This window comes from Kluyvera georgiana, from assembly GCF_050990895.1.
Lineage (GTDB): Bacteria > Pseudomonadota > Gammaproteobacteria > Enterobacterales > Enterobacteriaceae > Kluyvera > Kluyvera georgiana.
This window is the reverse complement of the sequence record NZ_CP158865.1, coordinates 4,077,779-4,099,842: the sequence shown is the minus strand read 5'-3', so window position 1 is coordinate 4,099,842 and position 22,064 is coordinate 4,077,779. Positions and strand designations below refer to the sequence as shown.

The following is a 22,064-nucleotide window of genomic DNA, read 5'->3' as shown; positions in this document are numbered from 1 at the left end:
TGCTACGAGCATAAAAAAACCCGCGCAGCGGCGCGGGTTTTTCGTTTAACTGATGATGACTTAACGTTGAACGTCGCACACCAGCCTACCGCGCACAGAAGAGGCGTTTAGTAGTAGTAGGCCGTTGAAGCGAGTGGTACGGAACATGTCATCATTCTCCAGATGAATTCGATATGCTTTTAGTGGTACTGGATATGCTTTCTGATGTCAACCCTGAGTGAAGAAAAGAGGACAAAGGAAGGGGGGAAAGGAAACGGGTAAATTAGCTAATTGTGCTGACGAGTGTCTCACTTTATAGAAGATCGTTTTCTTAGGCTGTTCATGGTTTTAATATTTTGTCGCATATTCACATGATTAATCGCAACTTATCATGAGTTGGTCACGTTTTCGTGTTTAACCTATCAATTTGATAATGTTGGTTTTATTGTTTAATAGCTCACCGTCTGTGAAGATAAAAACACTATTTCTGCTACCAGAATGTTAATTTTGACAGTATCAAAAATAAAACAATTTAATAATGCTTAATTTAATGTGTCTTTTTCTGTCTGTTGTATATTCGTCTAATCTATGGGTAAACTATCTACCATTAGCTTGGTGATATAAATTAAGGGTGATTTTCTTTGGGAAATTCACTCTTCTGCATCTTTATATATTCCTATTTTTATTTAATTCTCTTTTTTGGATTTTATATGCATGGTAAATCATATAGCCTCAATATATTACTGCGATTCTGTAAAGGGAGTTTTGTATGACAATGGAGTCTGAGAGCGTAATTAGCGCGCCGGAGAAGCAGCGAGTCTCTGTTAATGAAGGAACCAAACCGCAGCTTCGAATGGTCGATTTAAATCTACTGACCGTATTTGATGCGGTGATGCAGGAGCAAAATATTACCCGTGCCGCGCATATGCTTGGCATGTCCCAGCCCGCGGTCAGCAACGCCGTGGCGCGTTTGAAGGTGATGTTTAACGACGAGCTGTTCGTTCGCTACGGCCGCGGCATCCAGCCTACCGCTCGCGCTTTCCAGCTGTTCGGCTCCATTCGTCAGGCGCTGCAGTTGGTGCAAAATGAATTGCCAGGTTCGGGTTTTGAGCCGTTGAGCAGCGAACGGGTATTTAATCTTTGTGTTTGCAGTCCGCTGGATAATTATCTGACGTCTATTATCTTAAATAAGGTGAATGAAGTCGCACCACATATTCACATGGTGTTTAAATCATCCTTAAACCAAAACACTGAGCATCAGCTACGTTACCAGGAAATCGAATTTGTCCTGGGATACGAAGAGTTTCGCCGCCCGGAATTTGCGTGTGTCCCTTTATTTAATGACGAAATGGTGCTCGTGGTCAGTAAGACGCATCCTCGCATTAACGGTCCGGTTTCGGAATCTCAAATTTATCAGGAAGAGCACGCGGTGGTTTCGCTGGATCGCTATGCGTCATTTAGCCAACCGTGGTATGACTCGGTAGATAAACAAAGCCGTATTGCCTATCAGGGCATGGCACTGGTCAGCGTATTAAATGTGGTTTCTCAAACCCATCTGGTCGCCATCGCGCCGCGCCGCCTGGCGGAAGAGTTTTCCGAGCAGCTTCACCTGCAGGTATTACCGCTTCCGATGAAGCTAAATAGCCGTACCTGCTACCTTTCCTGGCATGAGGCGGCGGGCCGCGATAAAGGTCACCAGTGGATGGAAGAGCTGCTGGTCAATGCTTGCCGTCCGCAATAGTCTCTGACCATAAGCAGAATGCATTAGCATTCTGCTTATCTTGTATATGAGGCTAAAAGCAGAATATTACTCTGTTGTTGTCCCTGGCGCGGCGCGGTGAGAAAGTGAAAAATGCAGGTTTTGCTGTAATGACGTCATTCGCCCGAGTATCTACGTCCTCCTTTTCTTATCAATGAAGTAATCCACCATCATTTTCCCTTTTCTCTTTATTTTTTCTCTTTTGGGTACTGCACCTACGCCGGATGGGTGAATTGCCTGCCTGGTGGCGAGCGGTTATGTTAGGTCGTGACCTTAATTCAGCGCCGGTGGATGGCTGACGCGCCGTCGACGCATGACCGCCGGAAAATGACTTCCCCGGTCATCAAGAAAGAGAAGCCTGGAGGCAAATCATGGAGATGTTGTCAGGAGCCGAGATGGTCGTCCGATCGTTAATCGATCAGGGCGTAAAGCAGGTATTTGGCTACCCGGGGGGCGCGGTCCTCGATATTTATGACGCGCTGCATACGGTCGGCGGCATCGATCACGTACTGGTTCGCCACGAACAGGCGGCGGTGCACATGGCTGACGGCCTGGCACGCGCGACCGGTGAAGTGGGAGTAGTGCTGGTCACCTCTGGCCCGGGGGCGACGAACGCCATCACCGGGATTGCCACGGCCTATATGGACTCCATCCCGCTGGTGGTGCTTTCCGGTCAGGTGGCCACTTCGCTGATTGGCTATGATGCGTTTCAGGAGTGCGACATGGTCGGGATCTCCCGTCCGGTGGTGAAGCACAGCTTCCTGGTGAAACAGACCGAAGATATTCCCGCTGTGCTGAAGAAAGCTTTCTGGCTGGCGGCCAGCGGTCGTCCGGGACCGGTCGTTGTCGACCTGCCGAAAGATATCCTCAACCCGGCGAATAAACTGCCGTACGTCTGGCCGGATGCGGTCAGCATGCGCTCTTACAACCCAACGACTACGGGCCATAAAGGGCAGATTAAGCGCGCGCTGCAAACGCTGATTGCGGCGAAAAAACCGGTGGTTTACGTCGGCGGCGGGGTGGTTAACGCCGAGTGCCACGCACAGTTGCGTACGTTGATTGAAAAACTGAACCTGCCGGTGGCTTCTTCATTAATGGGGCTCGGCGGCTTCCCGGCCACCCATCGTCAGGCGTTAGGTATGCTGGGGATGCACGGTACCTATGAAGCCAACATGACCATGCATCATTCTGACGTGATCTTCGCCGTTGGGGTGCGCTTTGACGATCGCACCACCAATAACCTCGCGAAGTACTGCCCGGATGCCACTGTACTGCACATTGATATCGATCCGACGTCGATTTCTAAAACGGTACCGGCGGATATTCCGATCGTCGGTGACGCAGGTCTGGTGCTCGATCAAATGCTGGAGTTGCTGGATCAAGAAAGCGTCGCCCAGCCGCTGGATGATATTCGCGACTGGTGGCAGCAGATTGAACAGTGGCGCGCCCGTCACTGCCTGAAGTATGACGATAAGAGCGAACAAATTAAGCCCCAGGCGGTGGTCGAAACCGTCTGGAAACTGACCCAGGGCGACGCCTACGTGACGTCCGACGTTGGGCAGCATCAGATGTTTGCCGCGCTGTACTACCCGTTTGATAAGCCGCGTCGTTGGATCAACTCCGGCGGTCTGGGCACCATGGGCTTTGGCCTTCCCGCTGCACTGGGCGTCAAAATGGCGCTGCCGGAAGAAACCGTCATTTGCGTGACCGGCGATGGCAGTATCCAGATGAACATTCAGGAGCTGTCGACCGCGCTGCAATATGAGCTGCCGGTGCTGGTATTGAACCTGAATAATGGCTATCTGGGGATGGTGAAACAGTGGCAGGACATGATTTACTCCGGGCGTCATTCTCAGTCCTATATGCAGTCGCTGCCAGACTTTGTGCGCCTGGCTGAAGCTTACGGGCATGTTGGTATTCGCATTACGCGTCCGGACGAGCTGGAGAGCAAGCTCGCTGAGGCGCTGGAGCAGGTGCGCAATAATCGCCTGGTGTTTGTCGACGTCGCCGTCGACGGTAGCGAACATGTCTACCCGATGCAGATTCGCGGCGGGGCAATGGACGAGATGTGGCTGAGCAAAACGGAGAGAACCTGATTATGCGCCGGATATTATCTGTACTGCTGGAAAACGAGTCCGGGGCGCTGTCGCGCGTGATTGGGCTTTTCTCGCAACGCGGCTACAACATTGAGAGCCTGACCGTTGCACCTACCGATGACCCAACGTTGTCGCGCATGACCATTCAGACCGTCGGCGATGAGAAAACCATTGAGCAGATTGAAAAACAGCTGCATAAGCTGGTGGACGTGCTGCGGGTCAATGAGCTGGGGCAGGGCGCACATGTTGAGCGTGAAATCATGCTGGTGAAGGTACAGGCCAGCGGCTATGGCCGTGACGAAGTGAAGCGGAATACGGAGATTTTCCGTGGGCAGATTATCGACGTCACGCCGTCGCTCTATACCGTCCAACTGGCGGGCACCAGCGACAAGCTGGATGCGTTCCTCGCCTCGCTGCGCGATGTCGCAAGAATTGTTGAAGTAGCACGCTCCGGCGTGGTCGGTTTGTCGCGCGGCGATAAGATTATGCGTTAATCGTGTTGTCCTGAAGCCGTAACCAGCAACGGTAAGCCGGATAAGGCGTTTACGCCGCCATCCGGCAACTTGCGCGGTTCTGCCGGATGGCGCTTCGCTGATCCGGCCTACAACTCATCGCTTAATCGTAGCCCGGCCTGAAGTCGGGCTTTTTTTTGCGAAATCAGCAATAAGTGCGAACAAAACCTATTGCCGATCGGATCATTCTGCGTTTAGATGTTACGGATTATACTTATAAAGCAAGGGGCAATTGTGAAACTGGATGAGATCGCCCGGCTTGCCGGTGTTTCCCGAACCACCGCCAGCTATGTGATTAACGGCAAAGCGAAGCAGTACCGCGTCAGTGATAAAACTGTCGAAAAGGTGATGGCCGTCGTGCGCGAGCACAACTACCATCCTAACGCGGTCGCCGCCGGGCTGCGTGCAGGACGCACGCGTTCTATCGGGTTAGTTATCCCGGATCTGGAAAACACCAGCTATACCCGCATCGCCAACTATCTTGAGCGTCAGGCGCGCCAGCGCGGCTATCAGTTGCTGATTGCCTGCTCGGAAGATCAGCCGGATAACGAGATGCGCTGCATTGAGCATCTGCTGCAGCGTCAGGTTGATGCGATCATTGTCTCTACCTCGCTGCCGCCGGAGCATCCGTTCTATCAGCGCTGGGCGAACGACGCGTTCCCGATTGTCGCACTCGACCGTGCCCTTGACCGCGAACATTTCACCAGCGTTGTGGGTGCCGACCAGGATGACGCAGAAATGCTCGCCGCCGAGCTGCGTACCTTCCCGGCTGAAACCGTGCTTTATCTCGGTGCGCTGCCGGAGCTGTCGGTCAGCTATTTGCGCGAGCAGGGCTTCCGTACCGCCTGGAAAGACGATCCGCGTGAGGTGCATTTCCTCTATGCCAATAGCTATGAACGTGAAGCCTCGGCGCAGCTGTTCGAGAAATGGCTTGAGACCCACCCGATGCCACAGGCGCTGTTTACCACGTCGTTTGCGCTGTTACAGGGCGTGATGGATGTGACGCTGCGCCGTGAAGGCAAGCTGCCGACTAATCTGGCGATTGCCACCTTCGGCGATAATGAGCTGCTTGATTTCCTGCAGTGTCCGGTACTTGCGGTTGCCCAGCGTCACCGCGATGTGGCCGAACGCGTGCTGGAGATTGTGCTGGCGAGCCTTGATGAACCGCGTAAGCCAAAACCCGGTTTGAGCCGTATTCGTCGTAACCTGTATCGTCGCGGTAGCCTGAGCCGTCGATAAGCTTTTCATGATGGGGCGGCGAAATGTCGCCTTCATCGACTATACGCAAAATCATTCAAGTTGCGTCACAACACGCTTTAACGTGTTGAACAGCGCTTGCGCTGGCCCCGAAGGGGCGAGGCTATAAGCCGAGTAACGCGGCAAGTGAGTGAATCCCGATGAGCTTACTTAAGTAAGTGATTCGGGTGAGCGAACGCAGAGGCAAGTTGAAGGATGAAGTGTATAAACATTATTCTTATGTGGATATTCAGATTATTCCTCATTTTTGGTTAGCACTCTATTTAATACGCCTCATTTGTCCCCCTTCCGTGCTTATTATTGTGAACACAAAGTAAAAATATATTATTTGTGTATTATTTTGTTACATTCGCCGTGCGGATTGCCGAAATAACAAACACTTCTCAACTCCCCTACCAGAATGGGCGAGCCAGGAGAACGTCATTCCCCTTCGGGGCGCGCCACAGAGGACTGTTAACGCGCATCATAATGTCCTAAAATGCCGCTCGCGTCGCAAACTGACACTTTATATATTCTTTTGATGATATTTAGTCGCGTTAACGTGATGTGAATCCCTTTGTATTTTTCTTGCGGGTATTCATGACGTTAATTTGCCTCGTCTGTTGGATAATTTTTAATCAGAGCTATTGTCGGCCTTAAATAGCGGTATTTTGGACTCTGTTGGCATTCATGCTGGCTTGACAAGCTTTTCCTCTGCTCCGTAAACTCCTTTGAGTGGGAATTTGTGGGTTAAAGTGGTAATAAGGGGTGAGGCTGGCATGTTCCGAGGGGCAACGTTAGTCAATCTCGACAACAAAGGGCGTTTAGCCGTCCCTGTCCGATATCGGGACACGTTGATCGAGAGCGCTACCGGTCAAATGGTTTGTACCATTGACATCCATCACCCCTGCCTGCTGCTTTATCCTCTGCCCGAATGGGAAATTATCGAGCAAAAGCTATCGCGTTTGTCGAGCATGAATCCCGTTGAGCGCCGCGTGCAGCGGCTGCTGCTAGGGCATGCCAGCGAATGTCAGATGGATAATGCCGGGCGGTTGTTAATCGCGCCGGTTTTACGGCAACACGCCGGATTGACCAAAGAAGTGATGCTGGTCGGGCAGTTCAACAAGTTTGAACTGTGGGATGAGACGGCCTGGTATCAACGGGTCAAGGAAGATATCGACGCTGAGCAATCTGCTTCAGGGGCGCTGTCGGAGCGATTGCAGGATTTGTCCTTATAAATATGATGGAAAACTTTAAACACACCACGGTACTGCTGGACGAGGCGGTTAACGGCCTGAATATCCGTCCGGACGGTATCTATATTGATGGCACCTTTGGTCGCGGTGGTCACTCGCGCCTGATCCTCTCGCAGCTTGGCGAGCAGGGGCGCCTGATCGCGATCGATCGCGATCCTGAGGCGATTGCGGTGGCGAAGACCATCGACGATCCGCGTTTTTCCATCGTGCATGGCCCTTTCTCTGCGCTGGCGGACTACGTCGCCGAGCGCGATCTCGTTGGTAAGATCGACGGGATTCTTCTCGATCTTGGCGTTTCTTCACCGCAGCTTGACGATGCCGAGCGCGGTTTCTCGTTTATGCGCGATGGCCCGCTGGACATGCGTATGGACCCAACTCGCGGCCAGTCTGCCGCTGAATGGCTGCAAACGGCAGAAGAAGCGGATATCGCCTGGGTGATTAAAACCTTCGGCGAAGAGCGCTTTGGTAAACGTATTGCCCGCGCCATCGTTGAGCGCAACCGCGTGGAACCGATGACCCGCACCAAAGAGCTGGCGGAAGTGATCGCCGCCGCGATGCCGGTGAAAGACAAATTCAAACACCCCGCAACCCGTACCTTCCAGGCGGTGCGTATTTGGGTGAACAGTGAGCTGGAGGAGATAGAGCAGGCGCTAAAAAGCTCGCTTGGCGTGCTGGCCCCGGGTGGGCGGCTTTCCATTATCAGCTTCCATTCGCTGGAAGACCGCATCGTGAAGCGCTTTATGCGTGAGCAGAGCCGCGGTCCACAGGTTCCGGCGGGGATCCCGATGACCGAAGAGCAACTCAGGAAACTGGGTGGCCGTCATTTACGAGCGTTAGGCAAGTTGATGCCGGGCGAAGAAGAAGTGGCTGAAAATCCACGAGCTCGTAGTTCAGTTCTGCGTATTGCAGAGAGGACGAACGCATGATCGGCAGAGTGACAGAGGCCCTGAGCAAAGTAACCGGGTCGTTAGGAAATGGCGAACGTCATGCCTTGCCTGGCGTAATTCGCGACGACCTTTTGCAGTTTGGGAAGCTGCCACTCTGTCTGTTCATTTGCATTATTGTGACGGCGGTGACGGTGGTAACAACCGCCCACCATACCCGCCTGTTAACGGCCCAACGAGAGCAGTTGGTGCTGGAGCGCGATGCGTTAGATATTGAATGGCGAAACCTGATCCTCGAAGAGAATGCTCTTGGCGATCACAGCCGCGTCGAACGTATTGCTACTGAAAAGTTGCAGATGCAACATGTTGATCCATCAAAAGAAAACATTGTTGTTCAGAAATAAGGATTATTGCAACGCATGAAACCGGCGGCAAAAACGCTTAAGCCAAAACGTCAGGAAGAACAGGCCAACTTTATCAGTTGGCGTTTTGCGTTGCTTTGCGGCTGTATTTTTATGGCGCTCGCGTTCCTGCTTGGACGCGCGGCCTGGTTGCAAATTATTGCCCCTGATAAGCTGGTGCGCGAGGGTGACATGCGCTCTTTACGCGTCCAGCAGGTCTCGACTTCTCGCGGTTTGATTACTGACCGCTCCGGGCGTCCGCTGGCGGTGAGCGTGCCGGTAAAAGCCATCTGGGCTGACCCGAAAGAGCTGCACGAAGCGGGTGGCGTGGTGCTAAACAACCGCTGGAAGGCGCTGGCCGATGCGCTGAATATGCCGCTCGATCAGCTGGCTAACCGCATCAACACCAACCCGCGTATGCGCTTTATCTATCTGGCTCGTCAGGTAAACCCTGATATGGCCGACTACATCAAAAAGCTGAAGCTGCCGGGGATTTATCTGCGTGAAGAGTCCCGCCGTTACTACCCGTCAGGTGAAGTGACTGCTCACCTCATCGGCTTCACCAACGTCGATAGCCAGGGGATTGAAGGGGTTGAGAAGAGTTTCGACAAATGGTTAACCGGCCAGCCGGGCGAACGTATTGTCCGTAAAGACCGCTATGGCCGGGTCATTGAAGATATCTCCTCGACTGACAGCCAGGCGGCGCACAACCTGGCGTTGAGCATTGATGAACGCCTGCAGGCGCTGGTTTACCGTGAGCTGAATAACGCCGTGGCGTTTAACAAAGCGGAATCCGGCAGCGCCGTGCTGGTCGACGTGAACACCGGCGAGGTGCTGGCGATGGCCAACAGCCCGTCTTACAACCCGAACAACTTTACCGGCACGGCCAAAGACACCATGCGTAACCGGGCCATCACCGACGTGTTTGAACCGGGTTCTACGGTGAAACCGATGGTGGTGATGACCGCGCTTCAGCGCGGCGTGGTGCGCGAAAATACCGTGCTGAATACTATTCCCTACCGTATTAACGGCCACGAAATCAAAGACGTGGCGCGCTACAGCGAATTGACCCTGACCGGGGTACTACAGAAGTCGAGTAACGTCGGTGTTTCCAAGCTGGCGTTAGCGATGCCGTCCTCAGCGTTAGTAGATACTTACTCACGTTTTGGGCTGGGAAAAGCGACCAATTTGGGGTTGGTCGGAGAACGCAGTGGCTTATATCCTCAAAAACAACGGTGGTCTGACATAGAGAGGGCCACCTTCTCTTTCGGCTACGGGCTAATGGTAACGCCGTTACAGTTAGCGCGTGTCTACGCAACGATTGGCAGCTATGGGATCTACCGTCCGCTGTCGATAACCAAAGTTGACCCGCCGGTTCCCGGCGAGCGCGTGTTCCCGGAATCCATCGTTCGCACCGTCGTTCATATGATGGAAAGCGTGGCGCTGCCTGGCGGTGGCGGCGTGAAGGCGGCGATCAAAGGCTACCGTATCGCGATTAAAACCGGTACGGCGAAAAAAGTCGGTCCGGACGGGCGCTATATCAACAAATACATTGCTTACACCGCGGGCGTCGCGCCAGCCAGCCAGCCGCGCTTTGCGCTGGTGGTGGTCATCAACGACCCGCAGGCGGGTAAATACTACGGTGGCGCCGTTTCCGCGCCGGTGTTTGGTGCCATCATGGGCGGCGTACTGCGCACGATGAACATTGAGCCGGATGCGCTGGCAACGGGCGATAAGAGTGAATTTGTGACAAATCAAGGCGAGGGATCAGGTGGCAGATCGTAATTTGCGCGACCTTCTTGCTCCGTGGGTGCCGAATGCACCGGAGCGAGTACTGCGAGAGATGACGCTCGACAGCCGTGTGGCTGCATCGGGCGATCTGTTCGTAGCGGTAGTGGGTCATCAGGCGGACGGGCGTCGTTATATCCCGCAGGCAATTGCGCAGGGTGTTGCTGCGATTGTCGCCGAGGCAAAAGATGAAGCGACCGACGGTGAAATCCGTGAAATGCACGGCGTGCCGGTTATTTACCTCAGCCAGTTAAACGAACGCTTATCGGCGCTAGCCGGGCGTTTTTATCATGAACCGTCCGACAGCCTGCGGCTGGTGGGCGTGACCGGTACCAACGGTAAAACCACCACCACGCAGCTGATTGCGCAGTGGTGCCAGCTGTTGGGCGAAACCAGCGCGGTGATGGGCACGGTGGGCAATGGCCTGTTGGGCAAAGTGATCCCGACGGAAAACACCACCGGTTCGGCAGTTGACGTTCAGCACGTGCTTGCAGGACTGGTGGCCGAAGGCGCAACGATGGCGGCGATGGAAGTATCGTCCCATGGCCTGGTCCAGCATCGTGTTGCGGCACTTAAATTTGCCGCCTCCGTGTTCACCAACCTGAGTCGCGATCACCTTGATTATCATGGTGATATGGAGCACTACGAAGCCGCGAAATGGCTGCTGTACTCCACGCACCACTGCGGTCAGGCGATTGTTAATGCCGATGACGAGGTGGGCCGTCGCTGGCTCAGCCGTCTGCCGGATGCGGTGGCGGTGTCTATGGAAGACCATATTAATCCGAATTGTCATGGCCGCTGGCTGAAAGCCACCGCCGTGAACTACCACGACAGCGGCGCGACCATCCGCTTTGACTCCAGCTGGGGCGAAGGCGAGATTGAAAGCCGTTTGATGGGCGCCTTTAACGTCAGCAATCTGCTGCTGGCGCTGGCTACGCTACTGGCGCTGGACTATTCCCTGAGCGACCTGCTGAAAACCGCGTCGCGCTTACAGCCTGTCTGCGGGCGTATGGAAGTGTTTAGCGCGCCGGGTAAACCTACGGTGGTGGTCGATTACGCCCACACCCCGGATGCGCTGGAGAAAGCCTTGCAGGCCGCGCGCCTGCACTGTACGGGCAAGCTGTGGTGCGTCTTTGGCTGCGGCGGCGATCGCGATAAGGGCAAACGTCCGCTGATGGGGGCGATTGCCGAAGAGTTTGCCGACGTTGCCGTCGTCACCGATGACAATCCGCGCACCGAAGAGCCGCGCGCGATTATCAACGATATTCTGGCCGGGATGGTCGATGCCGGGCATGCGAAAGTGATGGAAGGCCGCGCGGAAGCGGTGACCAACGCCATCATGCAGGCAAAAGAGAGCGACGTGGTACTGCTGGCCGGTAAAGGCCACGAAGATTATCAAATCGTTGGCAACCGTCGTCTCGACTATTCCGACCGCGTGACCGCAGCCCGTCTGCTGGGAGTGGTGGCATGATTAACGTCACGTTGAAGCAACTGGCCGACATTCTGCGCGGCGAACTGCATGGCGACGATCGTCTGATTGCCGATGTCACGACCGACACGCGTAAATTAACCCCAGGTTGCCTGTTTGTGGCGCTGAAGGGCGAACGTTTTGACGCGCACGATTTTGCGCAAACCGCCAAAGACGGCGGCGCGGGCGCGCTGCTGGTCAGCCGCAAGCTGGATATCGACCTGCCGCAGCTGGTGGTGAGCGATACCCGCCTCGCCTTTGGCGAACTGGCGGCCTGGGTTCGTCAGCAGGTGCCAGCGCGCGTGGTCGCGCTGACCGGTTCCTCCGGTAAAACCTCGGTTAAAGAGATGACCGCGGCGATCCTCAGCCAGTGCGGCAACACGCTTTATACCGCAGGCAACCTAAATAATGACATCGGCGTGCCGATGACATTACTGCGTCTGACGGCGGAACATCAGTTTGCGGTCATTGAACTGGGCGCCAACCATCAGGGCGAAATCGCCTGGACCGTGAGTCTGACTCGTCCGGAAGCGGCGCTGGTGAATAACCTGGCGGCTGCGCACCTTGAGGGCTTCGGCTCGCTGGCGGGCGTAGCGAAAGCCAAGGGCGAGATCTTTACCGGGCTGCCGGAAAACGGTATCGCAATTCTGAACGCGGATAACAACGACTGGGCCAACTGGCAGCAGGTGATTGGCGACCGTACCGTATGGCGCTTCTCTCCGAATGCGGCGGGCAGCGACTTTAGCGCCGCCAACGTGCGTATTACCTCGCAAGGTACCGAATTCACGCTCAATACGCCGAAGGGCAGCGTGGACGTACTGCTGCCTTTACCGGGTCGTCACAACATCGCCAATGCGCTGGCAGCGACCGCGCTGGCTACGGCGGTGGGCGCTGATCTCAACGCGGTAAAAGCCGGGTTGGCGCAGCTGAAAGCGGTGCCGGGGCGTCTGTTCCCAATTCACCTGACGGAGAGCCAGCTGCTGTTAGACGACTCCTACAATGCGAACGTCGGCTCGATGACCGCTGCGGTACAGGTGCTGTCCGAAATGCCGGGCTACCGCGTGCTGGTGGTGGGCGATATGGCAGAGCTGGGCGCTGAGAGTGAAGCGTGCCACATCCAGGTCGGTGAAGCGGCGAAAGCGGCGGGTATCGACCGTGTGCTGAGCGTTGGCAAATTAAGCCAGGCGATTAGCACGGCAAGCGGGGCAGGGGAGCACTTCACCGAGAAAGACTCGGCGATTGCGCGTCTGAAATCGCTTATTAATGAACATAAAACGATCACCATTCTGGTGAAAGGATCACGCAGTGCCGCCATGGAACAGGTCGTACGCGCTGTACAGGAGAACGGGACATGTTAGTGTGGCTGGCCGAACATCTGGTCAAATATTATTCCGGCTTTAACGTCTTTTCCTATCTGACGTTTCGCGCCATCGTCAGCCTGCTGACCGCGCTGTTCATCTCACTGTGGATGGGCCCGCGGATGATCGCCCGCTTGCAAAAAATGTCGTTCGGCCAGGTCGTGCGTAACGACGGTCCGGAATCTCACTTCAGTAAACGCGGTACGCCGACGATGGGTGGGATCATGATCCTCACCGCGATTACGGTGTCTGTACTGCTGTGGGCCTATCCGTCTAACCCTTACGTCTGGTGCGTGCTGACGGTGCTGATTGGTTACGGCATTATCGGTTTTGTCGATGACTATCGCAAAGTAGTACGCAAAGACACCAAAGGTCTGATCGCCCGCTGGAAGTATTTCTGGATGTCGGTGATTGCGCTGGGCGTGGCTTTTGCGCTGTATCTGGCCGGTAAAGATACGCCAGCCACCGAGCTGGTGGTGCCGTTCTTTAAAGACGTGATGCCGCAGCTGGGTCTGCTCTACATCCTGCTGGCCTACTTCGTGATTGTCGGGACGGGTAACGCGGTCAACCTGACCGATGGGCTCGATGGCCTGGCGATCATGCCAACCGTCTTCGTCGCGGCGGGTTTTGCGCTGGTGGCGTGGGCGACCGGTAACATGAACTTTGCCAGCTACTTACACATTCCTTACCTGCGTCATGCGGGCGAGCTGGTGATCGTCTGTACGGCGATTGTCGGCGCGGGCTTAGGCTTCCTGTGGTTCAACACCTATCCGGCACAGGTCTTTATGGGCGACGTGGGCTCACTGGCGCTGGGCGGCGCGCTGGGCATTATCGCCGTGCTGCTGCGTCAGGAGTTCCTGCTGGTGATCATGGGCGGCGTCTTCGTGGTGGAAACTCTGTCGGTGATCCTGCAGGTGGGCTCCTTCAAGCTGCGCGGGCAGCGCATCTTCCGTATGGCGCCGATTCACCACCACTATGAATTGAAAGGTTGGCCGGAGCCGCGCGTGATCGTGCGCTTCTGGATTATTTCGCTGATGCTGGTGCTGATTGGCCTGGCAACGCTGAAGGTACGTTAATCATGGCAGATTACCAGGGTAAAAACGTCGTCATCATTGGTCTTGGACTGACCGGGCTCTCCTGCGTGGATTTCTTCCTGGCGCAGAACGTCACGCCGCGCGTTATGGATACCCGAGCAACCCCGCCCGGTCTGGATAAGCTGCCGGAAGCGGTAGAACGTTATGTGGGGGGGCTGAATGAAGACTGGCTGATGGCGGCCGATCTGATCGTCGCCAGCCCTGGTATCGCGCTGGCAAACCCGGCGCTAAGCCGTGCTGCCGATGCTGGTATTGAAATTGTTGGTGATATTGAGCTGTTCTGCCGTGAAGCGCAGGCGCCGATTGTGGCGATCACCGGTTCCAACGGCAAAAGCACCGTCACCACGCTGGTTGGCGAAATGGCGAAAGCGGCGGGCGTTAACGTCGGCGTGGGCGGCAATATCGGCCTGCCTGCACTGATGCTGCTGGATCCGGCCCGCGAACTGTATGTACTGGAACTGTCCAGCTTCCAGCTGGAAACCACTTCCAGCCTGCGCGCGGCGGCAGCCACGATCCTCAACGTGACCGAAGATCATATGGACCGCTACCCGCTGGGTCTGCAACAGTATCGCGCGGCCAAGCTGAAGGTCTATGAAAACGCCAAAGTGTGCGTGGTGAACGCTGACGACGGCCTGACCATGCCGGTGCGCGGTGCCGACGAACGCTGCGTCAGCTTTGGCGTTGACGTGGGCGATTACCACCTGAACCGCCAGCAGGGCGAAACCTGGCTGCGCGTAAAAGGTGAAAAAGTATTGAACGTCAAAGAGATGCCGCTTACCGGGCAGCATAACTACAGCAACGCTCTGGCGGCGCTGGCGCTGGCAGATGCCGTCGGCCTGCCGCGCGCGACCAGCCTGAAAGCGTTGACCACCTTTAGCGGGCTGGCTCACCGCTTCCAGATTGTGCTTGAGCATAACGGCGTGCGCTGGATTAACGATTCTAAAGCCACCAACGTTGGCAGCACGGAAGCGGCATTAAACGGCCTGCATGTCGCGGGCACGCTGTATCTGCTGCTCGGCGGCGACGGCAAATCCGCCGATTTTGCGCCGCTGCAGCGTTATCTGACCGGCGACAACATTCGTCTGTACTGCTTTGGCCGCGACGGTGGTGAGCTGGCCGCGCTGCGTCCGGAAATCGCCACTCAGACCGACACCATGGAAGAAGCGATGCGCCTGATTGCACCGCAGGTGAAGGCGGGCGACATGGTGCTGCTGTCTCCGGCCTGCGCCAGTCTTGACCAGTTCAAAAGCTTTGAGCAGCGCGGCGACGTGTTTGCTCGCCTGGCGAAGGAGTTAGGTTGATGCGTTTATCGCTCCCGCGCCTGAGACTGCCTCAACTGAGGCTGCCGCGTTTGCCGGGCATGCGCATTTTCGCATGGCTGTTTGGCTGGATGTTCGCCGCGCTGAAGGGCTGGGTGATGGGTTCTCGGGAGAAAGACACCGATAGCCTGATTATGTACGACCGCACGCTGCTGTGGCTGACGCTCGGCCTCGCGGCGATTGGTTTTATCATGGTGACTTCGGCGTCCATGCCCGTCGGGCAACGTCTGGCGAACGATCCGTTCCTGTTCGCTAAACGTGATGGCCTGTACCTGATTCTGGCCTTCTGCCTGGCGCTGATCACGTTGCGTTTGCCGATGTCGTTCTGGCAGCGCCACAGTACCTTTATGCTGATTGCATCCATCTGCATGCTGCTGATTGTACTGGTGGTGGGGAGTTCGGTTAACGGGGCATCGCGCTGGATTGCGCTCGGTCCGCTGCGTATTCAGCCCGCCGAGCTGACCAAGCTGTCGCTGTTTTGCTATATCGCCAACTATCTGGTGCGTAAAGCGGACGAGGTGCGCAACAACCTGCGCGGCTTCTTAAAGCCGATGGGCGTGATTTTCGTGCTGGCGATTTTACTGCTGGCTCAGCCTGACCTCGGTACCGTGGTGGTGCTGTTTGTGACGACGCTGGCGATGCTGTTCCTTGCCGGCGCCAAGCTGTGGCAGTTCATCGCCATTATCGGCATGGGGATCTCGGCGGTGGTGCTGTTGATCCTCGCCGAACCGTATCGTATTCGCCGCGTGACTTCCTTCTGGAACCCGTGGGAAGACCCGTTCGGCAGCGGCTACCAGTTAACCCAGTCGCTGATGGCCTTTGGCCGCGGCGAGATGTGGGGGCAGGGCTTAGGTAACTCGGTACAGAAACTGGAGTACCTGCCGGAGGCGCACACCGACTTCATCTTCGCCATCATCGGTGAGGAATTGGGTTATATCGGTGTGGTACTGGCACTTTTAATGGTATTCTTCGTCGCTTTCCGCGCCATGTCCATCGGTCGCAAAGCGCTGGAGATTAACCAACGTTTTTCTGGTTTCCTGGCTTGCGCAATCGGCGTGTGGTTCAGTTTCCAGGCGTTGGTGAACGTAGGGGCGGCAGCCGGTATGCTGCCGACGAAAGGCCTGACGCTGCCTCTGATCAGCTACGGTGGCTCCAGTCTTCTGATTATGTCGACTGCCATTATGTTCTTGTTACGAATTGATTATGAAACACGCCTGGAGAAAGCGCAGGCGTTTACCCGAGGTTCTCGATGAGCGGTCAAACAAAGCGGTTAATGGTGATGGCGGGCGGTACCGGTGGACACGTGTTCCCGGGGCTGGCGGTTGCGCACCATTTAATGGATCAGGGCTGGCAGGTGCGCTGGCTGGGAACCGCGGATCGTATGGAAGCCGACCTCGTACCGAAACACGGCATTGAGATTGATTTCATTCATATTTCCGGTCTGCGCGGCAAGGGCGTGAAGGCGCTGCTGCTGGCGCCGATGCGTATTTTCAACGCCTGGCGTCAGGCGCGGGCGATCATGAAGCGCTTTAAGCCGGACGTCGTGCTCGGCATGGGAGGCTATGTTTCTGGCCCCGGCGGTTTGGCGGCGTGGTCGCTGGGCATTCCGGTGGTACTGCACGAGCAGAACGGCATTGCCGGGCTGACCAACAAGTGGCTGGCGAAAATTGCCACTAAAGTGATGCAGGCCTTCCCAGGCGCATTCCCGAACGCTGAAGTGGTCGGTAACCCGGTGCGTGTCGACGTGCTGGCGCTGCCGCTGCCGGAACAGCGTCTGGTCGGGCGCGATGGCCCGATTCGCGTGCTGGTGGTCGGTGGCTCGCAGGGCGCGCGCATTCTGAACCAGACGATGCCGCAGGTGGCGCAACGTCTGGGTGATTCGGTGACTATCTGGCACCAGAGCGGCAAAGGCGGTCAACAGACCGTTGAGCAAGCCTATGCCGATGTCGGTCAGTCTCAGCATAAAGTGACCGAGTTTATTGACGATATGGCGACAGCCTATGCGTGGGCTGACGTGGTGGTGTGCCGCTCCGGCGCGCTGACGGTCAGCGAAATTGCCGCAGCGGGGCTGCCGGCGATTTTCGTGCCGTTCCAGCATAAAGACCGCCAACAGTACTGGAACGCGCTGCCGCTGGAAAAAGCGGGCGCGGCGAAGATCTACGAGCAGCCGCAGTTTACGGCACAAGCGGTCGCGGACACGCTGGCAAGCTGGGATCGCAACACCTTGTTAGAGATGGCTGAACGCGCGCGCGCGGCGGCCATCCCGGATGCTACCGAACGGGTAGCAAAAGAAGTGAGCCTGGCAGCAAAGGCTTAATCATTGCGACGCACTGGCGTCGCCCGAATTTTAGAAGTGATGGCGTTTAGAGAATGAATACACAACAACTGGCGAAACTGCGTTCTATCGTGCCCGAGATGCGTCGCGTCCGGCACATCCACTTTGTTGGCATCGGCGGCGCCGGGATGGGCGGTATTGCCGAAGTGTTGGCCAACGAAGGGTATCAGATCAGCGGTTCCGACCTGGCGCCAAACCCGGTCACGCAGCAGCTGAGCAAGCTGGGCGCCACCATCTATTTCAACCATCGCCCGGAAAACGTGCGCGATGCGAGCGTTGTTGTGGTGTCTACGGCGATCTCTGCCGATAACCCAGAGATTGTCGCGGCGCATGAAGCGCGTATTCCGGTGATCCGTCGCGCTGAGATGCTGGCAGAACTGATGCGTTTTCGTCATGGCATCGCCATTGCCGGCACGCACGGCAAAACCACCACTACCGCGATGGTGGCCAGTATTTACGCGGAAGCGGGGCTGGATCCGACCTTCGTTAACGGTGGCCTGGTGAAAGCGGCGGGCGTGCATGCGCGTCTGGGTAACAGCCGCTACCTGATTGCGGAAGCCGATGAGAGCGATGCGTCGTTCCTGCATTTGCAGCCGATGGTGGCCATTGTCACCAACATCGAAGCCGACCATATGGATACTTACCAGGGCGACTTCGAAAATTTAAAGCAGACGTTTATTAATTTCCTGCACAATTTGCCGTTTTATGGTCGTGCTGTGATGTGTGTGGACGACCCTGTCATTCGCGAGCTGCTGCCGCGCGTAGGTCGTCAGATCACCACCTACGGTTTTAGCGATGATGCCGACGTCCGCGTCGAAGGCTATCAGCAGATCGGCCCGCAGGGGCATTTCACGCTGGTGCGTCAGGATAAAGAAAACCTGCGAGTGACGCTGAACGCGCCGGGCCGTCATAACGCGCTGAATGCGGCTGCGGCGGTGGCGGTCGCGACGGAAGAAGGCATTGAAGATGATGCGATTCTGCGCGCGCTGGCCAGCTTCCAGGGAACCGGCCGTCGCTTCGACTTCCTTGGCGAATTCCCGCTGGCGGAAGTGAACGGTAAGGAAGGTTCTGCGATGCTGGTTGACGACTATGGCCATCATCCAACGGAAGTGGACGCCACGATTAAAGCCGCGCGTGCCGGCTGGCCTGAGAAAAAACTGGTGATGGTCTTCCAGCCGCACCGCTACACCCGTACGCGCGATCTGTACGACGATTTTGCGCATGTGCTGACTCAGGTCGATGCGCTATTGATGCTGGATGTTTACCCGGCTGGCGAAGCGCCGATTCCGGGCGCGGACAGTCGTTCGCTGTGCCGTACAATCCGTGGGCGTGGAAAAGTGGACCCGATTCTGGTCTCCGACCCCGCGCAAGTCGCTGAAATGCTGGCATCAGTACTGACGGGTAATGATCTTGTTCTAATTCAGGGCGCGGGAAATATTGGTAAAATCGCGCGTAACTTAGCTGAAATCAAACTGAAGCCGCAAACTCAGGAGGAACCGCGCCATGGCTGATAAAATCGCGGTTCTTCTGGGCGGGACTTCAGCCGAGCGCGACGTCTCACTCAACTCCGGCGCTGCGGTGCTGGCTGGCCTGCGTGAAGCCGGCGTTGACGCTCACGCGGTCGACCCAAAAGAGACTGATGTTACTCAGTTGAAAAACATGGGTTTTCAGAAAGTGTTTATTGCGCTGCATGGTCGAGGCGGAGAAGATGGCACGCTACAGGGGCTGCTGGAGCTGATTCAGCTGCCTTACACCGGCAGCGGCGTGATGGCATCGGCTATCTCGATGGACAAACTGCGCAGTAAATTACTGTGGCAGGGGGCCGGATTACCGGTCGCTCCGTGGGTGGCCATTGAGCGCCAGGCCTTTGAGAATGGGCTATCTCAGGACGTTCAGGCGCAGATTGCCGAGTTAGGCCTGCCGCTGATCGTCAAGCCGAGCCGGGAAGGTTCCAGCGTCGGCATGTCGAAAGTGACTGAGAGTGCGGAGCTGACAGCAGCGCTAGCGCAGGCGTTTCAACATGATGACGAAGTTCTGATTGAGAAATGGCTGAGTGGACCTGAATTTACGGTTGCGGTGCTTGGTGAAGAAATTTTACCGTCAGTTCGCATCCAACCGGCCGGAACCTTCTATGATTATGAGGCGAAGTATCTGTCTGATGAGACAAAATATTTCTGCCCTGGTTGTGAAGAATCGGCCCAGGAAGCAGCAATGCAATCTTTGGTGCTGAAAGCCTGGAAAGTTTTGGGTTGTCAGGGGTGGGGTCGTATCGACGTCATGCAGGACAGCGACGGGCAGTATTATCTGCTGGAGGCGAATACGTCTCCGGGGATGACCAGCCACAGTCTGGTGCCGATGGCGGCGCGTCAGGCGGGAATCAGTTTCTCGCAGCTGGTAGTACGAATTCTGGACCTGGCGGGGTGATATGTCGCAGGCTGCGCTGAATACGCGGAACCGTGAAGAAGAAGAGTATGCGGCTTCACGGCGCAATAATGGAACGCATTTAGCGGGGATTCTGTTCCTGCTGGCGGTGTTGTGTACCGTGTTTGTGAGCGGCTGGGTCGTGCTTGGCTGGATGGAAGATGCGCAGCGTTTGCCCATCTCAAAACTGGTTGTCACCGGCGATCGTCATTACACGCGTAACGATGATATCCGCCAGTCCATACTGGCACTGGGCTCGCCGGGAACGTTTATGACTCAGGATGTGAACATCGTTCAGAGTCAGATTGAACGCCTGCCATGGATTAAACAGGCAAGCGTAAGAAAGCAGTGGCCGGACGAATTGAAGATTCATCTGGTTGAATATGTGCCAATTGCACGTTGGAATGATCAGCACATGGTGGATGCGGAAGGTACGGCCTTCAGTATTCCGGCCGATCGAACCAGCAAGCAGAATTTGCCTATGCTCTATGGCCCGGAAGGCAGCGCAAGCGAAGTCTTACAGGGTTATCACGACATGGGAGCGGTGCTCGCGAAAGGGAAGTTCACGTTGAAGGTTGCGGCGATGACCGCGCGCCGTTCGTGGCAGCTGACGCTTGATAACGGTATCAAGCTGAATCTGGGACGGGGCGATACGATGAAGCGGCTGGCGCGTTTTCTGGAACTGTATCCGGTTCTGGAACAGCAGGCGCAAACTGAGGGTAATCGGATTAGCTATGTTGATTTGCGTTATGACTCAGGGGCGGCAGTAGGCTGGGAACCTGCTCCTGCGGCGGACACTAATCAACAACAGAATCAGGCACAGGCAGAACAACAATGATCAAGGCGACGGACAGAAAACTGGTAGTTGGACTGGAGATCGGCACTGCAAAAGTAGCCGCTTTAGTAGGGGAAGTTCTGCCCGACGGAGTGATTAATATCATTGGGGTCGGCAGTTGCCCATCCCGAGGGATGGATAAAGGCGGAGTTAACGACCTGGAGTCGGTAGTAAAATGCGTACAGCGCGCTATCGACCAGGCAGAGTTGATGGCGGATTGCCAGATCTCTTCTGTATATCTGGCGCTTTCCGGCAAACACATTAGCTGTCAAAATGAGATAGGCATGGTGCCTATCTCTGAAGAAGAGGTCACGCAGGAAGACGTTGAGAACGTAGTGCATACGGCGAAGTCCGTACGCGTGCGTGATGAGCACCGCGTTCTGCACGTGATTCCTCAGGAATACGCCATTGATTACCAGGAAGGGATCAAAAACCCGGTCGGTTTATCCGGGGTGCGTATGCAGGCCAAGGTACATCTGATTACCTGCCACAACGACATGGCGAAAAACATCGTCAAGGCGGTTGAACGCTGTGGTCTGAAGGTCGATCAGCTGATTTTCGCCGGACTGGCGTCGAGTTACTCGGTCCTGACCGAAGATGAACGTGAGCTGGGCGTCTGCGTGGTGGATATCGGTGGCGGTACAATGGATATCGCCGTGTATACTGGCGGTGCGCTGCGCCACACCAAGGTGATCCCCTACGCGGGCAACGTGGTGACCAGCGATATCGCCTATGCGTTTGGTACGCCACCAAGCGATGCCGAAGCGATTAAAGTGCGTCACGGCTGCGCTTTAGGCTCTATTGTGGGCAAAGATGAGAGCGTTGAAGTGCCGAGCGTCGGCGGACGTCCGCCGCGCAGCCTGCAGCGCCAGACATTGGCAGAGGTTATTGAGCCGCGTTACACCGAGCTCTTAAACCTCGTCAATGAAGAAATTTTACAGTTACAGGAACAGCTTCGTCAGCAAGGGGTCAAACACCACCTGGCGGCGGGGATTGTATTGACCGGCGGCGCGGCGCAAATTGAAGGCTTAGCGGCCTGCGCGCAGCGGGTGTTCCATACGCAGGTGCGTATCGGTGCGCCGCTGAACATTACCGGTCTGACGGACTATGCCCAGGAGCCGTATTATTCAACGGCGGTGGGCCTGCTGCACTACGGGAAAGAGTCCCACTTGAGTGGTGAAGCGGAAGTAGAAAAGCGCGTAACTGCATCGGTTGGATCGTGGATCAAACGGCTGAATAGCTGGTTACGCAAAGAGTTTTAATTTTTAAAGAGACCAACGCACATTACCGGTCTCGGGCGACAGGCACAAAACGGAGAGAAAC

19 protein-coding genes are annotated in these 22,064 nt (G+C 56.0%); 18 read left to right on the top strand and 1 reads right to left on the bottom strand.

Annotated elements, in window-relative coordinates:
- Window positions 1-60: 60 nt before the first annotated feature.
- Complete coding sequence (leuL, locus tag ABTW00_RS19500; protein ID WP_100249930.1) at window positions 61-147, bottom strand: leu operon leader peptide; 87 nt, start codon at window positions 145-147, stop codon at window positions 61-63.
- A 601-nt stretch (window positions 148-748) separates the two neighbouring features.
- Here leuL and leuO point away from each other — a divergent pair.
- From leuO to ftsA, 18 genes are all read left to right on the top strand, one after another.
- Window positions 749-1,720: a transcriptional regulator LeuO gene (gene leuO / locus ABTW00_RS19495; protein WP_064547414.1), complete on the top strand. Its 972-nt coding sequence runs from the start codon at window positions 749-751 to the stop codon at window positions 1,718-1,720.
- A gap of 389 nt (window positions 1,721-2,109) precedes the next feature.
- Complete coding sequence (ilvI, locus tag ABTW00_RS19490; protein ID WP_064547415.1) at window positions 2,110-3,834, top strand: acetolactate synthase 3 large subunit; 1,725 nt, start codon at window positions 2,110-2,112, stop codon at window positions 3,832-3,834.
- 2 nt (window positions 3,835-3,836) lie between these two features.
- On the top strand, window positions 3,837-4,328 hold the full coding sequence (gene ilvN / locus ABTW00_RS19485) for an acetolactate synthase small subunit (RefSeq protein ID WP_035893016.1): 492 nt from the start codon (window positions 3,837-3,839) through the stop codon (window positions 4,326-4,328).
- Between the two features lie 252 nt (window positions 4,329-4,580).
- Complete coding sequence (gene cra, locus ABTW00_RS19480) at window positions 4,581-5,585, top strand: catabolite repressor/activator (RefSeq protein ID WP_065356507.1); 1,005 nt, start codon at window positions 4,581-4,583, stop codon at window positions 5,583-5,585.
- A 776-nt stretch (window positions 5,586-6,361) separates the two neighbouring features.
- Window positions 6,362-6,820 (top strand): division/cell wall cluster transcriptional repressor MraZ, encoded by a 459-nt coding sequence (gene mraZ, locus ABTW00_RS19475; protein ID WP_064547419.1) that lies wholly within the window; start codon window positions 6,362-6,364, stop codon window positions 6,818-6,820.
- Between the two features lie 2 nt (window positions 6,821-6,822).
- A complete protein-coding gene (gene rsmH, locus ABTW00_RS19470; RefSeq protein WP_065356509.1) occupies window positions 6,823-7,764 on the top strand; it encodes a 16S rRNA (cytosine(1402)-N(4))-methyltransferase RsmH in 942 nt (313 codons plus the stop codon).
- Window positions 7,761-8,126 carry a cell division protein FtsL gene (gene ftsL, locus ABTW00_RS19465; RefSeq protein ID WP_035893020.1) on the top strand — a complete coding sequence of 122 codons (366 nt, stop codon included), beginning with the start codon at window positions 7,761-7,763 and terminating at the stop codon, window positions 8,124-8,126. The genes rsmH and ftsL overlap by 4 nt, the downstream gene beginning before the upstream one ends.
- A gap of 15 nt (window positions 8,127-8,141) precedes the next feature.
- Window positions 8,142-9,908, top strand: coding sequence for a peptidoglycan glycosyltransferase FtsI (locus ABTW00_RS19460; protein WP_064547423.1), 1,767 nt, complete (start codon window positions 8,142-8,144; stop codon window positions 9,906-9,908).
- Window positions 9,895-11,382, top strand: coding sequence for a UDP-N-acetylmuramoyl-L-alanyl-D-glutamate--2,6-diaminopimelate ligase (gene murE, locus ABTW00_RS19455; protein ID WP_065356511.1), 1,488 nt, complete (start codon window positions 9,895-9,897; stop codon window positions 11,380-11,382). The genes ABTW00_RS19460 and murE overlap by 14 nt, the downstream gene beginning before the upstream one ends.
- The gene (murF, locus tag ABTW00_RS19450; RefSeq protein WP_271446930.1) at window positions 11,379-12,737 is read left to right on the top strand and encodes a UDP-N-acetylmuramoyl-tripeptide--D-alanyl-D-alanine ligase; all 1,359 of its coding nucleotides are present in this window, start codon (window positions 11,379-11,381) and stop codon (window positions 12,735-12,737) included. Before murE ends, murF begins: the two co-directional genes overlap by 4 nt.
- Window positions 12,731-13,813 carry a phospho-N-acetylmuramoyl-pentapeptide-transferase gene (mraY, locus tag ABTW00_RS19445; protein ID WP_064547429.1) on the top strand — a complete coding sequence of 361 codons (1,083 nt, stop codon included), beginning with the start codon at window positions 12,731-12,733 and terminating at the stop codon, window positions 13,811-13,813. Before murF ends, mraY begins: the two co-directional genes overlap by 7 nt.
- A gap of 2 nt (window positions 13,814-13,815) precedes the next feature.
- Window positions 13,816-15,132, top strand: a complete 1,317-nt coding sequence (gene murD / locus ABTW00_RS19440; protein ID WP_064547431.1) for a UDP-N-acetylmuramoyl-L-alanine--D-glutamate ligase — start codon at window positions 13,816-13,818, stop codon at window positions 15,130-15,132.
- Complete coding sequence (gene ftsW / locus ABTW00_RS19435) at window positions 15,132-16,403, top strand: cell division protein FtsW (RefSeq protein WP_064547433.1); 1,272 nt, start codon at window positions 15,132-15,134, stop codon at window positions 16,401-16,403. The genes murD and ftsW overlap by 1 nt, the downstream gene beginning before the upstream one ends.
- Entirely contained in the window at window positions 16,400-17,467 is a 1,068-nt protein-coding gene (gene murG, locus ABTW00_RS19430) for an undecaprenyldiphospho-muramoylpentapeptide beta-N-acetylglucosaminyltransferase (protein ID WP_433637001.1), read from the top strand. The genes ftsW and murG overlap by 4 nt, the downstream gene beginning before the upstream one ends.
- 53 nt (window positions 17,468-17,520) lie before the next feature.
- Entirely contained in the window at window positions 17,521-18,996 is a 1,476-nt protein-coding gene (gene murC / locus ABTW00_RS19425; protein ID WP_065356514.1) for a UDP-N-acetylmuramate--L-alanine ligase, read from the top strand.
- Window positions 18,989-19,909: a D-alanine--D-alanine ligase gene (locus ABTW00_RS19420; RefSeq protein ID WP_433636999.1), complete on the top strand. Its 921-nt coding sequence runs from the start codon at window positions 18,989-18,991 to the stop codon at window positions 19,907-19,909. The genes murC and ABTW00_RS19420 overlap by 8 nt, the downstream gene beginning before the upstream one ends.
- A 1-nt stretch (window position 19,910) precedes the next feature.
- Window positions 19,911-20,744 carry a cell division protein FtsQ gene (ftsQ, locus tag ABTW00_RS19415; protein ID WP_064547442.1) on the top strand — a complete coding sequence of 278 codons (834 nt, stop codon included), beginning with the start codon at window positions 19,911-19,913 and terminating at the stop codon, window positions 20,742-20,744.
- Window positions 20,741-22,003, top strand: coding sequence for a cell division protein FtsA (gene ftsA / locus ABTW00_RS19410; protein WP_064547444.1), 1,263 nt, complete (start codon window positions 20,741-20,743; stop codon window positions 22,001-22,003). The genes ftsQ and ftsA overlap by 4 nt, the downstream gene beginning before the upstream one ends.
- Window positions 22,004-22,064: the final 61 nt, after the last annotated feature.

Coding starts and splice junctions, on each gene's coding strand:
- ABTW00_RS19460 (WP_064547423.1), top strand. CDS start 8,142: ATGAAACCGGCGGCAAAAACGCTTAAGCCAAAACGTCAGGAAGAACAG.
- ilvN (WP_035893016.1), top strand. CDS start 3,837: ATGCGCCGGATATTATCTGTACTGCTGGAAAACGAGTCCGGGGCGCTG.
- murG (WP_433637001.1), top strand. CDS start 16,400: ATGAGCGGTCAAACAAAGCGGTTAATGGTGATGGCGGGCGGTACCGGT.
- ftsQ (WP_064547442.1), top strand. CDS start 19,911: ATGTCGCAGGCTGCGCTGAATACGCGGAACCGTGAAGAAGAAGAGTAT.
- ilvI (WP_064547415.1), top strand. CDS start 2,110: ATGGAGATGTTGTCAGGAGCCGAGATGGTCGTCCGATCGTTAATCGAT.
- leuL (WP_100249930.1), bottom strand. CDS start 147: ATGTTCCGTACCACTCGCTTCAACGGCCTACTACTACTAAACGCCTCT.
- rsmH (WP_065356509.1), top strand. CDS start 6,823: ATGATGGAAAACTTTAAACACACCACGGTACTGCTGGACGAGGCGGTT.
- ABTW00_RS19420 (WP_433636999.1), top strand. CDS start 18,989: ATGGCTGATAAAATCGCGGTTCTTCTGGGCGGGACTTCAGCCGAGCGC.
- mraZ (WP_064547419.1), top strand. CDS start 6,362: ATGTTCCGAGGGGCAACGTTAGTCAATCTCGACAACAAAGGGCGTTTA.
- murD (WP_064547431.1), top strand. CDS start 13,816: ATGGCAGATTACCAGGGTAAAAACGTCGTCATCATTGGTCTTGGACTG.
- ftsA (WP_064547444.1), top strand. CDS start 20,741: ATGATCAAGGCGACGGACAGAAAACTGGTAGTTGGACTGGAGATCGGC.
- murC (WP_065356514.1), top strand. CDS start 17,521: ATGAATACACAACAACTGGCGAAACTGCGTTCTATCGTGCCCGAGATG.
- murF (WP_271446930.1), top strand. CDS start 11,379: ATGATTAACGTCACGTTGAAGCAACTGGCCGACATTCTGCGCGGCGAA.
- leuO (WP_064547414.1), top strand. CDS start 749: ATGACAATGGAGTCTGAGAGCGTAATTAGCGCGCCGGAGAAGCAGCGA.
- ftsL (WP_035893020.1), top strand. CDS start 7,761: ATGATCGGCAGAGTGACAGAGGCCCTGAGCAAAGTAACCGGGTCGTTA.
- mraY (WP_064547429.1), top strand. CDS start 12,731: ATGTTAGTGTGGCTGGCCGAACATCTGGTCAAATATTATTCCGGCTTT.
- ftsW (WP_064547433.1), top strand. CDS start 15,132: ATGCGTTTATCGCTCCCGCGCCTGAGACTGCCTCAACTGAGGCTGCCG.